The following is a 13,353-nucleotide window of genomic DNA, read 5'->3' as shown; positions in this document are numbered from 1 at the left end:
AAGAACCGTAGGCGCGGCAAGGCTTTTACCGACTATTCCTTGGTAACGGGCCAACATCACTTCACCCGCTACCGATCGACGGCTGGCAACGCCCCCCACCAGGCACGGGATGATTTCCCGTCGTCGGCGACCACGAGCAGCCCGTCGTCGCGGACGGCCACCGCCAGCGCGGCGTCGCCCCCGTCCGGCACCGGCACCGGCGTGATCACCGGAAGCCACGACGCGCCCCCGTCACGCGACATCCAGAGCCGTCGCTCGGCCCCGTCACCGGTCACCGCGACCAGCCGGCCGGCCGACGCCGCGAGCGCGTCCACCGACGAAACCCCCGGGCCCGGCGCGCCGAACCCGCCGACCCGCCGCCACCCCAGCCCCACACCCGCCGGCCCGGCGGAGCGCGAACCACAGTCGTCGCACGCCCGCCACACCGCGAAGCGGTCCCCCACCGGGCCGAGGACCACCGGCCCGCCGTTGGCCGACGCCACCCGCTCCGCCGCCCCGGCCGCCCCCGCCGGCACCGGCAGGAGCACCCGCCGCCACACCCGGCCGTCCACCGAGGACCACACCAGCGGCGTCCGGGCCGCCCCGCCGGGCGGTAGCAACGACCCCACCACCAGCCAACCCGGCCCCACCGCTGTCACGTCGTACGCCGCCGTCCGGCCCCGGCCGTCACCGGCGAGCTCCGCGACCCCCGCACGCAGGGCGAACCCCTCGGCGTCCGGCGACGTCCACACGGCCGCACCGTCCGCGCGGGCACCGGCGACCAGCCAACCGGCCGACCCCGCCGCCAGCCGCGACGCGCTCACCGCGCGCGGGCCGCCGAACAACTCGAACGCCGCCGGCACCTCCCGCAACGGCCCGCCCGGGCGCCACACCCACGTTCCGGTACGCGGATTGCCGTGCACGCCACCGGTCTTCGCGCCCAGGGCCGCCATCCCGTCGGCGCGGCACGCCACCGCGTAGAGCACATGCTGCCGGCCGTAGAACGTCTGCCCGCGCACCGAAATCGGCGACCAGGTCACGCCGTCCGGTGAGGACCACGCCGCCGGCCGGGTCTCCCCCGCCGGATCGACCAGCCCGCCCACGACGTACCACCGGCCGGCGCACCGCGCGACGTCGCGCGGCACCGGACGGCCCACGCCACCGGCGGGAAGGACCAGCTCGACCGGCTGCCACAGCGGGCGCACGGGCTCGGGCCCGGGCAGCGGACGCGGGGTGGCGTGGCAGGCCGCCAGGAGCAGCGCGGCGGCGACGAGGACCGGCCGGACGCGCGCGGAAAGCATGGATCCGATCCTATCGATCGGACGCCTTCCGGGGAGGTCAGGAGGCGGGCTGCTCCACCTCGCCGCCGGCGGTCTCGGCGAGGATCCGCTCGGCGACCTCCTTCATGGTCATCCGGTGGTCCATCGCGGTGCGCTGGATCCACTTGAACGCCTGCGGCTCGGTCATGCCGTACGTGGTCATCAGCGCGCCCTTGGCGCGCTCGACGGTCTTGCGGATCTCCAGCCGGTCGGTGAGGCCGGCGACCTCCGACTCCAGGGCGGCGATCTCCGAGTAGCGGGACAGCGCGATCTCCACCGCCGGCACCAGGTCGCTCTTCTGGAACGGCTTGACCAGGTACGCCATCGCGCCCGCCGCCCGTGCCCGCTCCACCAGGTCACGCTGGCTGAACGCGGTCAGGATGATGACCGGGGCGATGCGCGCGCCGGCGATCCGCTCGGCGGCGGCCAGCCCGTCCATGATCGGCATCTTGATGTCGAGGATGACCAGGTCGGGCTTGAGTTCCTCGGCGAGCTTGACGGCGGTCTCGCCGTCGCCGGCCTCGCCGACCACCTCGTAGCCCTCTTCGACGAGCATCTCGGCCAGGTCCAGCCGGATGAGCGCCTCGTCCTCGGCGATCAGAACGCGCTTGCGCTCGGCGTCCGCCTGCATCTCGCCCACGAGCCACTCCCACCATCGATCCCGGCACGGTCACCACCCATGCTCCCGCATGAGCCTAGTCGGGTACAGTTACCGCACCCCGCCGGGATGGTGGAACGGCATACACGGAAGTCTCAAACACTTCTGCCCGAAAGGGCTTGCGGGTTCGAATCCCGCTCCCGGCACTCTTGTCATACAGGTGTTCGAGGATGTTGCCGTGCATCCTCCCGAAATGCGGGCACGAGCCCGCGCCCTTCGCGCCCAGGGTCACAACATCCGTTCGGTGGCCCGCAGCCTCTCCCTGCCCTACACCACGGTCTGGCACTGGTGCGTCGACCGACCAGAGCCGGCGATCTTCGGAAGCGCCGTCCGCTGCTTCCGGTGCCGCCCCAATCCGGACGCTCCACCCGACCATGCCTCCTACGCCTACCTGCTCGGGCTCTATCTTGGTGACGGACACCTGGTCACCACGGACCGGACGCCGGTGCTCCGCATCTACTGTGCCGACGCCTGGCCGAGCCTGATCGAGAAGTGCGACGCAGCGATGCGGGCGGTGTTGGCCAACAAGGTGCAGCGCATCCAGAAGCGCGGCTGTGTCGCCATACAGAGCACAGCACTCCATTGGCCGTGCCTGTTCCCCCAGCACGGACCGGGCAAGAAACACGAGCGCCCGATCGTCCTGGCCGCCTGGCAGCGGAGCATCGTCGAGGCCCACCCGGGCGACTTCCTGCGGGGACTCTTCCACTCCGACGGCTGCCGCTTCACCAACCGGGTCGTCGTTCGCGGGAAGCAGTACGTCTATCCCCGCTACATGTTCTCCAACCGCTCCACCGACATCATGGCGCTGTGCCAGTGGTCCCTCGACCTGCTCGGCATCGCGTGGCGGATGAATCTGCCGTGGTCCCTGTCAGTCGCCCGCCGGGAGGCGGTCGCCGCCCTCGACCGGCACGTGGGCCCGAAGTCGTGACCGGACGACACCGCGGACGCGCTCTGCCGGGCGACGTCAGATCCGCGACAGTGCCCGCGCGAGGTCCGCCCGCAGGTCCTCCGGGTCCTCCAGGCCCACCGAGACGCGCAGCAGCCCGCCGCAGGGCTTCGCGTCGCCCTCGACCGGCCGGTGGGTGAGCGAGGCCGGGTGCTGGATCAGCGTGTCGACGCCGCCGAGCGACACCGCGTGGGTGATCAGCTCGCAGGCGCCGGCGACCTCGGCCGCGGCGGGAGCACCGCCGCGTACCTCGAAGGCGAGCAGGCTGCCGGTGCCGGACATCTGCCGGCCGACCAGCCCGGCCGGGTCGTGCAGCGACGGGTGGTGGACGCGCTCGACGGCGGGGTGCCCGGCGAGCCAGGCGGCGAGCTTCTCCGCGCCGGCCTGCTGTGCGCGGACGCGCAGCGGGAGGGTCTGGATACCGCGGTGCAGCAGGTACGCGCCGAGCGGGTGCAGGACGGCACCGGTGACGGCGCGGACCTGGCGCAGCCGGGCGGCCCACTCCGGTGCGCAGGCGACGACGCCGGCGAGGACGTCGCCGTGGCCGCCGATGCTCTTGGTGGCGCTGTGCAGCACGAGCGCGGCGCCGTGGCGGGCGGGCTGTTGGAGCACCGGGGTGGCGACGGTGTTGTCGACGAGCAGCGGGACGTCACCGGCGGCGGCGGCGAGCGCGGCGATGTCGACCAGGTCGAGGCTGGGGTTCGCCGGGGTCTCGACCACGACCACTGCGGTGTCGGGCCGGATCGCGGCGGCCACGTCGGCGGTGGTGGCCCAGGTGACCTCCGTGCCGAGCAGGCCGGTGGCGAGGACGTGGTCGGTGCCGCCGTAGAGGGGGCGGACGGCGACGACGTGCCGCTTGCCGTCGCGGGTGGCGGCGAGCAGGGTGGCGGTGAGCGCGGCCATGCCGCTGGCGAACGCGACCGCCTCGGCGGTGCCTTCGAGCTGGGCGAGCGCGGTCTCGAACCGGGCCACAGTGGGGTTCCAGAGGCGCTGGTAGACGGCGCTGCCGCCGGCCGGGAGGGTGCCGCCGGTGGCGAGTGTCTCGTAGTCGTCGCCGCCGCCCGCGACCGAGGGCAGCGGGTTGGTGGTGGACAGGTCGATCGGCGGGACGTGGACGCCGAGCCCGGCGAGGTCGGCGCGCCCGGCGTGTACGGCTGCGGTGTCCACGGAAGTCATGCCGGAAGCGTCGAACATGACGACGGCACAAGGCAATACCAGCGAAGAAGATTCTGGTGATCACGCTTTCGCCCGGGAGCGATTCGGTGAAGGATGGTCACATGCCTGCCGCACCGAATGATCTACGGCCGTTCGCCGGCCTGGACGACACCGACCGCGCGATCCTCACCGAGCTGGCGGCCGACGGCCGGCTGCCGAACAACGCGCTGGCCGAGCGGGTGGGGGTGGCGCCGTCGACGTGCCTGACCCGCACCCGGGCGCTGCGCGAGTGCGGGGCGATCCGCGGGTTCCACGCGGAGGTGGACCCGGCTGCGGTGGGCCTGCCGTTGCAGGCGCTGGTCTCGGTGCGGCTGACCGCGCACGAGCGGGCCGCCGTGGACGCGTTCCGGGCCCGTTCGGTACGGCTGCCGGGGGTGGTGTCGGTGTTCCACGTGGCCGGCGCGGACGACTACGTGCTGCACGTACGGGCGGCCTCCGGGGACGCCCTGCGGGACTTCGTCCTCGATCATCTCGCAGTCGACCCGGCGGTGCAGCACACGCAGACCAGCCTGATCTTCGAGCAGGCCCGGGGTATGGGGTAGCGCACCCGGCGGAACAATTCCGGCACGTGGCCTGTTGCACCACGCTGTGATCGACGTACCCATGTCTGTTCTTGATCTTGCCCCGGTGGCGGCGACCGGCAGTGCCGGTGAGGCGCTGCGGCACACCACGGAGCTGGCCCGCCGCACCGAGGAGCTGGGCTACCGCCGGTTCTGGGTGGCCGAGCACCACAACATGCCCGCCATCGCCAGCTCCGCGCCGGCCGTGCTGCTGGCGCACCTGGCGGCGAACACCAGCACGATCCGGCTCGGCTCGGGCGGGGTGATGCTGCCCAACCACGCGCCGCTGGTGGTGGCCGAGCAGTTCGGCACCCTGGAGGCGCTGCATCCGGGCCGGATCGACCTGGGCATCGGCCGCGCCCCGGGCACCGACCAGGTGACCGCGCTGGCGCTGCGCCGCACCATGGAGGGCCTGTCCGCCGAGCACTTCCCGCGTGAGCTGGCCGACCTGATGAACTACTTCTCCGGCGCCGAGCCCGGCCCGATCACCGCGACGCCGGGGCGGGGCCAGTCGCCGCAGGTGTGGCTGCTCGGGTCCAGTGGCTTCAGCGCGCAGCTGGCCGGCCTGCTCGGGTTGCCGTTCTCGTTCGCGCACCACTTCAGCTCGCAGAACACGATCCCCGCGTTGCGGCTCTACCGGCAGCACTTCCGGCCGTCGCAGTGGCTGGACCGGCCGTACGCGATGGTGGCGGTGAACGCGGTCTGCGCCGAGACCGACGAGCGGGCCGAGTGGCTGGCCGGACCGGCCGGGCTGTCGTTCCTGAAGCTGCGGTCGGGGCGGCCGGAACCGCTGGTCACGCCGGAGGAGGCGGCGGCGTACCCGTACTCGGAGTTCGAGCGGGAGTTCGTCGCCCAGCGCCGCGACGGCCAGGCGACCGGCTCGCCGGAGACGGTGGCCCGGCAGCTCGGTGAGTTGCTGGAGCGCACCGGCGCGGACGAGCTGATGCTCACCACGATGGTGTACGACGTGACCGACCGGATCCGCTCGTTCGAGCTGATCGCCGAGAAGGTGGCCGGCGGGCTGCGCCGGGACGCCTGAAACACGCTCTTCATAGCCACGTCACCGCACCGTCGCGTGGGACGCATAACTTTGTCCCCGGTGGTGGTACGGCATTCCCGGTCGGGACGGGTCGGGAATGCTGCGGTGTGGTGCACCGGGTCGCCGGCGGAGCGGATTCCGCGGCCGGCGACCCGGTGCCTGCCGTTTCAGCGCAGGTAGATGTTCGGGGCGGGCGGTGTGCTCATGCCGTCGCCCAGCTGGAAGCCCGGGTGCGGCGGCTGGTTGTAGGCGGTGTTCTGCCAGGCCACTGCCACGCGGTACTGCGGGTCGTGCATCAGCGTGGGCAGGCGCAGGCCGGTGGTGACGGGCGTGCTGTAGATCCGCAGCGCGGTGCTGTCGGAGGTGCGCCAGACCACCTCCTCGCGCCAGTCACCGAGCAGGTCGGCCGAGAGCGCCGGGGTGGACTTGGTGCCGTTGTTCGAGGCGACGCCGCTGCCGGTGAGCAGCCGGGTCTCCCCGCCGGTGCCGTACTTGTCGATCTTCGTGGCGTCGAGCAGCTCGCGGACCGGGTCGCCGTCCCACCAGATCAGGAAGTTCGCCGACGACGGCTTACGCCCGACGTTCTGCCCCCTGGTGTTCAGTAGCCCGTCGACAGCCGACGACCAGGACTCCGCACCCGGGCTGCCCGCCCAGATGTCGCCGGAGACGCCGCGGCCGTTGTCGCCGTTCGGTGCGGTCTGCCAGATGATCTGCCCGGTCCGCGCGTCGGCCATCCAGGAGCTGGGCTTGCTGCCGTCCTCGTCGACCTTGAACACCTCCAGGCCCGCGCGGGCCGGGTCGAGGTCGCCGACGTGCAGCGCGTCGCCGTGGCCGTTGCCGGTGGAGTAGAGCAGCCGGCCGTTGTCGTCGATGGTGGCGGCGCCGTACACGATCTCCTGGCGGCCGTCGTTGTCCACGTCGGCCACGGAGAGCTGGTGGTTGCCCTGCCCGGCGGCGGCGCCGTTGCCGGAGGCGTTCGAGTCGAACGTCCAGCGCTTGCGCAACGTGCCGTCGCGGAAGTCCCAGGCCGCGATGACGGCCCGGGTGTAGTAGCCGCGCGCCATGATCAGCGAGGGACGCTGCCCGTCCAGGTACGCGGTGCCGGCGAGGAACCGGTCGACCCGGTTGCCGTACGAGTCGCCCCAGGACGAGACGGTGCCGCGCGGCGGGTCGTAGTCGACTGTGGACAGCGCCGCGCCGGTGCGGCCGTCGAACATGGTCAGGTACTCCGGGCCGGCGAGCACGTAGCCGCTGGAGTTGCGGTGGTCGGCCGAGCCGTTGCCGATCACCTGGCCGGTGCCGGAGCGGGTGCCGTCGGCGGTCTTCATGGCCACCTCGGCGTCCCCGTCGCCGTCGTAGTCGTACACCTGGAACTGGGTGTAGTGGGCGCCGGCGCGGATGTTGCGGCCCAGGTCGACGCGCCACAGCCGAGTGCCGGTGAGCGTGTACGCGTCGACGTAGACGTTGCCGGTGTAGCCGGACTGCGAGTTGTCCTTGGCGTTCGACGGGTCCCACTTGAGCACGAACTCGTAGCGGCCGTCACCGTCGAGGTCGCCAACGCTCGCGTCGTTCGCCGAGTAGCTGTAGCCCTCCCCGGCCGGGGTGGTGCCACCGGGCGGCGGCTGGATCGGCACGTCCAGGTAACCGTTGGCGAACTGGAGCGCCGGGGCGGACGCCGCCTGCTCGGCGCCGTTCACCACGGCCCGCACGGTGTACGCCGAGCCGGCCGCCGCGCCGCTGTCCAGGTACGTGGTGGCGCCGGTGATCGGGCTTCCGTTGACCTTGGTGCCGCCCCGGTAGAGGTTGAACGAAACCCCTGTGATCTCGGTGCCGAGCAGCCGCCAGGAGACCAGGTTCCCGTTTCCGGAGCGGACGCTGACCAGCCCTCGGTCGAGGTCCTCCATCTGCTTCGCCCCGGCCGGCGGGGTGGTCGGCGGGGGTGTGGTGGGTGGCGGCGTGGTCGGCGGCGGGGTGGTGGGTGGTGGCGTGGTCGGCGGTGGCGTGGTGGACGGCGCGCCGGTGCAGGCGGTGCCGTTGAGCGTGAACGCGGCCGGGACCGGATTCGACGCGTTGTTCCACGAGCCGTTGAAGCCGAAGTTGGCGGCGCCGCCGGTGCCGAGGGCCGCGTTGTAGCCGGCGTCGCGGGCGCTCACCTGCGTGCCGGACTGGCTGACCGTCGCGTTCCACGCCTGGACGACCTGCTGGCCGGCGGCGAAGCTCCAGCCGAGGGTCCAGCCGTTGACCGGGTCGCCGAGGTTGGTGACTGTCACGTCGGCGCCGAAGCCGCCGCTCCACTGGTTGGTGATCCGGTAGTCGACCCGGCAGGCGACGGCCGCCGCGGCGGCCGTCATCGTGGTGAGCGCGCCCGCCGACAGGGTGACCGCAGAGGCCGCGGCGAGCAGCGCAAGCCGGTGGCGTGGGGTGGTGAGGTGCACGGGAAATGCCTTTCGCGGAGGTCAGGCACGCGGCGACGCCGGTCTGCCCGGACCGGCGGATACGTGCCCTGACGCGAGGGGCGACGCCAACACATCGACGTCGGTGATTAGGCTCCGCGCCCCGTCAGCCTAGGTCACCGCCGGACACCCCCACAAGCGCCGCCCCTCGCCGGGCCCACCGAGGACGTCGCGCGCCCTTCACCCCGGTCGCGCGGTTGGCGCCCGGCGGGCGGCGGCGCGGCCGTCAACAGGGCGACGGCTGGCGGAGCGGCGACCGGCGACCGGCGACCTTTGTCCCGGGCCGCGCCCTCCCGGGAGGAGGTGCGGCCGGGAAACCGCGAGCGGCTCAGCCTTCGACGGCGGCGGCGAGCTTCCGCGACTCCGCGGCCTCGGCGCTCTCGGTGGCGGCCTCCGGCTCCGGGGCCCGCCCCGGCCTCACGGCCTCCGCCGGCTCGACCGCCTCCACCGGCTTGACGACCTCCGCCGGCTCGACGGCTCCCGCTGGCTTGACGGCTTCCGCCGGCTTGACGGACTCCCCCGGCTCCGCCGACGTGGCGAGCTCGGGTTCCCCCGCCTCGGCGGGCGACGTGGCGGCGAGTGCGGCGTCGACAGTGGCGCGGGCCCGGCGGGTACGGCGCAGCGCGCGCACCGCCAGCCCGACGGCGACCAGCCAGGCGACGCCGAGCAGCACGTACACCACCACCGGCAGCGAGCCGCCCACGCCGCCGGCGCTCAGCAGCGTGCGGGCGTTGGTCAGCACGATCACGCCGCCGATCACGGCGCCGAGCAGCTGGGCGGGCACGATGCGGACCAGCCACGCCGCGATCGGGGCGGCGATCAGGCCGCCGATCAGAAGGGCGGCAACAGTGGGCAGCAGGAAGCCCTCGGAGCCCAGGCCGATCAGGAAGCCGATGCTCGCCGCGCCGGCCACCACGAACTCGGAGGTGTCCACCGAGCCGATGACCTTGCGGGGTTCCATCCGGCCGGAGACCAGCAGCGCCGGGGTGGCGACCGGGCCCCAGCCCCCGCCGCCGGTGGCGTCGACGAAGCCGGCAACCAGGCCGAGCGGGGCGAGGAACCGGCTGCGCAAGCGGCCGGCGGCCCGGTTGGCGCGCAGCGGCCGGGAGAACCGCACCAGCAGGTACGCGCCGAGCGTGAACAGGATGGCGGCCATCCAGGGTGCCGCCGCCTCGGTGGAGATGGAGCTGAGGAACGTCGCCCCGGCGAACGCGCCGATGGCGCCGGGGAGCGCGATACGGCCGACCACCCGCCAGTCGACGTTGCCGAACCGCCAGTGCGACACACCCGCCGCCAGCGTGGTGCCGATCTCGGCCAGGTGCACCGAGGCGGACGCGGCAGCGGGCGCGACACCGGCGAACAGGAGCAGGGTCGAGGAGGTCAGCCCGTAGGCCATGCCGAGCGCGCCGTCGACGAGTTGCGCGGCGAGCCCGACGAGGGCGAGGACCAGCAGCTTGCGCACGAGCGCCCCCTGACTTTTCGGTATCTCCTATCGACTTGGTCGACAATGCGGCACGAGGGCGCCCCGGGTCAAGTCCCCCATCCGGTTGGTAGGAGACGCCGGACGGTGTGCCGGAGCGTGCGGAGGCGCCCGTCAGCTCCAGGCGCGCGGGTCGGCGGCCAGCTCGTTGACCCGGCCGGGCAGCGCCCCCGTGGCCACGTCGGCGATGGTGACCAGATCGAGGATCTCCCGCTCGCTGGCCCGCAGCGCGATCCAGACGTCCTGCAACGCGCGGGCCGCGCCCTGGTAGCCGAGCTGTTCCGGCCGCTGCCCGCGCACGTGCGCGAGCGGACCGTCGATGACCCGGATCACCTCGGCCAGGGAGATCTCCCCGGCCGGCCGGGCCAGCCAGTAGCCGCCCTCGGGGCCACGCTGGGCGTGCACGATGCCGCCGCGGCGCAGTTGCAGCAGGATGCTCTCCAGGAACTTCGGCGGGATGTCCTGCGCGCGGGCGATCTGTTCGGCGGTCACCGGCCGGCTCCGCCCGGTGGCCTCCTCGTCCGCTACCGAGGCCAGCTCGGCAGCCGCGCGGAGGGCATAGTCGACCCGGGCGGAGAGACGCATACGGCCAGGTTAGTCCGCTGTGCCGGGAGCTGGCCCGCCGACCCGTGCGGGCGGGTCACCGGGCCGGGCGTTCAGCCGCCCACGCGCCGCAGCAGACCCTCCTGCACGGCGCTGGCGATGTGCCGGCCGTCGGTGGTGAACATCCGGCCCGTGGCCAGGCCACGCGCACCGGACGCGGACGGGCTCCAGCAGTCGTACAGGAACCACTCGTCGGCGCGGAACGACCTGTGGAACCACAGCGCGTGGTCGAGGCTCGCGCCGACCACGCCGCCCGGCCCCCACACCTCGCCGTGCACCGAGAGCACCGAGTCCAGCAGCGTCAGGTCGGAGGCGTACGTGAGCGCGCACGCGTGCAGCAGCGGATCGTCCGGCAGTTTGCCGTCCAGGCGCATCCACACCCGCTGGTGCGGCTCGGCCGGGCGGTCGCCGGGGCGCACCCAGCCGGGCTCGCCGACGTAGCGCACGTCGATCGGGCGCGGGATCATCCCCCAGATGCCCAGGCGCTCCGGGTAGCGGGAGAGCCGGTCGGTCATGGTCGGCACGTCGTCCGGACCAGGCACGTCCGGCGGGAGCGGGGCATGGTGGTCCAGCCCCTCCTCCTGGCGCTGGAACGACGCCGACATGAAGAAGATCGGCTTGTCGTGCTGCAACGCCACCGAACGGCGCACCGAGAAGGAGCGGCCGTCGCGGACGTTCTCCACCTGGTACTCGATCGGCTCGGCCGGGTCGCCGGGGCGCACGAAGTAGCCGTGCAGGGAGTGCACGGCCCGCTCCGCGTCGACGGTGCGGCCGGCCGCCACCAGGGCCTGGCCGGCGACCTGGCCACCGTAGACCCGCTGCGGGCCCACCTGCGGGCTCATCCCCCGGAAGGTCATCTCCCCGGTACGGGCGAGGTCGAGCACCTCCAGTAGCTGGTCGACAGCCGCCTGCCCGGTCGCCACACCACTCATTGGAGGGCTCGTGCCGAGGCCGCGTCGACCAGCGAACCCAGCTGGTGCACGCGCAGGGTGTTGGTGGAGCCGGGCGTGCCGGGCGGGCTGCCCGCCACGATCACCACGTAGTCGCCCGGGTTGGCCCGGTTGAGGCCGAGCAGCGCCTGGTCGACCTGGCGGAACATGTCGTCGGTGTGCTGGACGAACGGCATCAGGAACGTCTCCACGCCCCAGGACAGCGCGAGCTGGTTGCGCACCTCCGGCACCGGTGTGAACGCCAGCAGCGGCAGGTCGCAGTGCAGCCGGGCCAGCCGCTTGACGGTGTCACCGGTCTGCGAGAACGCGACCATGGCCTTGGCGCCGATGGCCCGGGCGATCGACGAGGCGGCGACGGTGAGCGCGCCGCCGTGCGTACGCGGATCGTGCTGCAACCGGGGGACGGCGATGGACCCGGCCTCGGTGGTGGTGACGATCTTGGCCATGGTGCTGACGGTGAGCACCGGGTACTTGCCGACGCTCGTCTCGCCGGAGAGCATCACCGCGTCCGCGCCGTCGAGCACCGCGTTCGCCACGTCGGACGCCTCGGCGCGGGTCGGGCGCGAGTTCTCGATCATCGAGTCGAGCATCTGGGTGGCCACGATGACCGGCTTGGCGTTCTCCCGGCACAGCTGCACGGCGCGCTTCTGCACCAGCGGCACCTGGTCCAGTGGCAGTTCGACGCCGAGGTCGCCGCGGGCGACCATGACCCCGTCGAAGGCGAGCACGATCGCCTCCAGGTGGTCGACCGCCTCCGGCTTCTCGACCTTGGCCAGGACCGGGCGGCGCACGCCCTCCTCGTCCATGATCGAGTGGACGAGCTTGATGTCGTCGGGCGAGCGGACGAAGGAGAGCGCGACCAGGTCGACGCCGAGACCGAGGGCGAAGCGCAGGTCCTGCGCGTCCTTGTCGGACAGGGCCGGGACGCTCACCGCGACGTTCGGCAGCGAGACGCCCTTGTTGTTGGAGACCGGGCCGCCCTCGGTGACCAGGCACCGGATGTCGTTGCCGGTGACGTCGCTGACCTCGACCGCGACCCGGCCGTCGTCGATCAGCAGCCGGTCGCCCGGCTTCACCTCCTGGGGCAGCTTGCGGTAGGTGCAGGAGACCCGCTCCTTGGTGCCCTCCACCTCGTCCCCGGTGATCACCACCGAGTCGCCGGTGCGCCACTCGTGCGGTCCGTCGGCGAACCGGCCCAGGCGGATCTTGGGGCCCTGGAGGTCGGCGAGCACCGCGACCGGCTTGCCGGCCGTCTCGGCCGCCTCGCGGACCAGCCGGTAGACCGACTCGTGGTCGGCGTGACTGCCGTGGCTGAAGTTGAGCCTCGCCACGTTCATGCCCGCTTCGACGAGGCCGCGGATACGCTCCGGGGACGCGGTTGCGGGGCCGAGGGTGCAGACGATCTTCGCGCGGCGTGTCACGCCCATCAGGCTAGTCTCTCCTCCGGGTCGGCCTCCCGGCCGACCCCTTGCGGACTGTGGAACATCTGTCCAACGACGCGCGTCAACCGCTGGGCGGGCGTAGGCGTACCGCACCGGAACGTCGTGTGGCGGGCATCAGCGACCGCGCGGTGAGAAATCGTACCGCTCCCCGTCACCGGCCGGCCGGGGGCACTGTGGCACGGCCGCGCCCGGCCGCTGGGGCCGTGGGCGGGCCGTGGGTACGCGGCGGCCGGCGGGGCCGTCGAAGGTACGCGCGCGGAGTCTCAGCTCTCCGTCTTGACCAGCGGGAACTCCAGCGAGCCGGCCGGGCACAGGAAGGTGAGCACCTCGACGCGGTAGAGCCCGGCCTGCACCGCCGGGTCGGCCTCCATGACGCTGCGGACGTCGTCCACCGAGCCGGTCCGGGCCAGCCCGAAGCCGATCGGCGGGTCGGGTTCCCGGGCCGGGCCGTCCACCGACCCGTCCACGAGCACGATGCCGCGCCGCTGCAGCGCCCGCATGTGCTGAAGGTGCTCGGCCTGCAACCGCTGCACGGTCTCGTCCGGCAGGGCCCGCCCCGAGGGCCCCGGGTAGAGCACGATGCACTCGTACGTGTCGAGCGCGAAGTCGAGCCGTGGCGTCGCGGCCATGCGCACCTCCTGACCACCGTTCCGCCCAGCCTCCCACGGCGGCCCGGCGTGCCGGGGCAGCTCGGCGCAACTGCCAGTGC

The 13,353-nt window shown here is 73.1% G+C and carries 11 protein-coding genes, 1 tRNA gene and 1 pseudogene; 4 read left to right on the top strand and 9 right to left on the bottom strand.

Translation table 11 applies throughout. From position 1 onward, the window contains the following. Nucleotides 1-68 precede the first annotated feature (68 nt). Both AB0D28_RS01265 and AB0D28_RS01260 read right to left on the bottom strand, forming a co-directional pair. Nucleotides 69-1,280 carry a hypothetical protein gene (locus tag AB0D28_RS01265; protein ID WP_357380933.1) on the bottom strand — a complete coding sequence of 404 codons (1,212 nt, stop codon included), beginning with the start codon at nt 1,278-1,280 and terminating at the stop codon, nt 69-71. A 37-nt stretch (nt 1,281-1,317) separates the two neighbouring features. Beyond that, nucleotides 1,318-1,938: a response regulator gene (locus AB0D28_RS01260; RefSeq protein WP_013287522.1), complete on the bottom strand. Its 621-nt coding sequence runs from the start codon at nt 1,936-1,938 to the stop codon at nt 1,318-1,320. 81 nt (nt 1,939-2,019) lie between these two features. Between AB0D28_RS01260 and AB0D28_RS01255 the strand changes: the two genes are divergently transcribed. After that, nucleotides 2,020-2,102: transfer RNA gene (locus AB0D28_RS01255), tRNA-Leu, on the top strand. 98 nt (nt 2,103-2,200) lie between these two features. Then, complete coding sequence (locus tag AB0D28_RS01250; RefSeq protein ID WP_357380931.1) at nt 2,201-2,884, top strand: transcriptional regulator; 684 nt, start codon at nt 2,201-2,203, stop codon at nt 2,882-2,884. Between the two features lie 36 nt (nt 2,885-2,920). Here the strand turns inward: AB0D28_RS01250 and AB0D28_RS01245 are convergent, their stop codons facing one another. Next, nucleotides 2,921-4,096 (bottom strand): PLP-dependent aspartate aminotransferase family protein, encoded by a 1,176-nt coding sequence (locus AB0D28_RS01245; protein WP_357380929.1) that lies wholly within the window; start codon nt 4,094-4,096, stop codon nt 2,921-2,923. Between the two features lie 83 nt (nt 4,097-4,179). Between AB0D28_RS01245 and AB0D28_RS01240 the strand changes: the two genes are divergently transcribed. Beyond that, nucleotides 4,180-4,659, top strand: a complete 480-nt coding sequence (locus AB0D28_RS01240; RefSeq protein WP_357380927.1) for an Lrp/AsnC family transcriptional regulator — start codon at nt 4,180-4,182, stop codon at nt 4,657-4,659. A gap of 61 nt (nt 4,660-4,720) precedes the next feature. Beyond that, nucleotides 4,721-5,716 carry an LLM class flavin-dependent oxidoreductase gene (locus tag AB0D28_RS01235; RefSeq protein WP_357380925.1) on the top strand — a complete coding sequence of 332 codons (996 nt, stop codon included), beginning with the start codon at nt 4,721-4,723 and terminating at the stop codon, nt 5,714-5,716. Between the two features lie 167 nt (nt 5,717-5,883). On the opposite strand, the gene AB0D28_RS01230 is transcribed toward AB0D28_RS01235, so the two are convergent. The 6 genes and pseudogenes from AB0D28_RS01230 to AB0D28_RS01205 form a co-directional block, all read right to left on the bottom strand. Further along, nucleotides 5,884-8,151 carry a cellulose binding domain-containing protein gene (locus tag AB0D28_RS01230; RefSeq protein ID WP_357380923.1) on the bottom strand — a complete coding sequence of 756 codons (2,268 nt, stop codon included), beginning with the start codon at nt 8,149-8,151 and terminating at the stop codon, nt 5,884-5,886. 595 nt (nt 8,152-8,746) lie between these two features. Beyond that, nucleotides 8,747-9,631 (bottom strand): annotated as a pseudogene (locus AB0D28_RS01225) (sulfite exporter TauE/SafE family protein); the annotation flags it as partial. 132 nt (nt 9,632-9,763) lie between these two features. Next, the gene (locus AB0D28_RS01220; protein ID WP_357380921.1) at nt 9,764-10,234 is read right to left on the bottom strand and encodes an Rrf2 family transcriptional regulator; all 471 of its coding nucleotides are present in this window, start codon (nt 10,232-10,234) and stop codon (nt 9,764-9,766) included. Nucleotides 10,235-10,305: 71 nt separating this feature from the next. Then, a complete protein-coding gene (locus AB0D28_RS01215) occupies nt 10,306-11,184 on the bottom strand; it encodes an acyl-CoA thioesterase II (RefSeq protein WP_151501499.1) in 879 nt (292 codons plus the stop codon). Further along, complete coding sequence (pyk, locus tag AB0D28_RS01210) at nt 11,181-12,629, bottom strand: pyruvate kinase (protein WP_357380918.1); 1,449 nt, start codon at nt 12,627-12,629, stop codon at nt 11,181-11,183. The genes AB0D28_RS01215 and pyk overlap by 4 nt, the downstream gene beginning before the upstream one ends. Before the next feature lie 278 nt (nt 12,630-12,907). Then, a complete protein-coding gene (locus AB0D28_RS01205; RefSeq protein WP_013287532.1) occupies nt 12,908-13,273 on the bottom strand; it encodes a YciI family protein in 366 nt (121 codons plus the stop codon). Nucleotides 13,274-13,353 lie beyond the last annotated feature (80 nt).

Origin of the sequence: Micromonospora sp. NPDC048169 (assembly GCF_040652815.1) — a bacterium.
GTDB lineage: Bacteria > Actinomycetota > Actinomycetes > Mycobacteriales > Micromonosporaceae > Micromonospora.
This window is presented reverse-complemented; position numbering and strand designations above follow the sequence as displayed.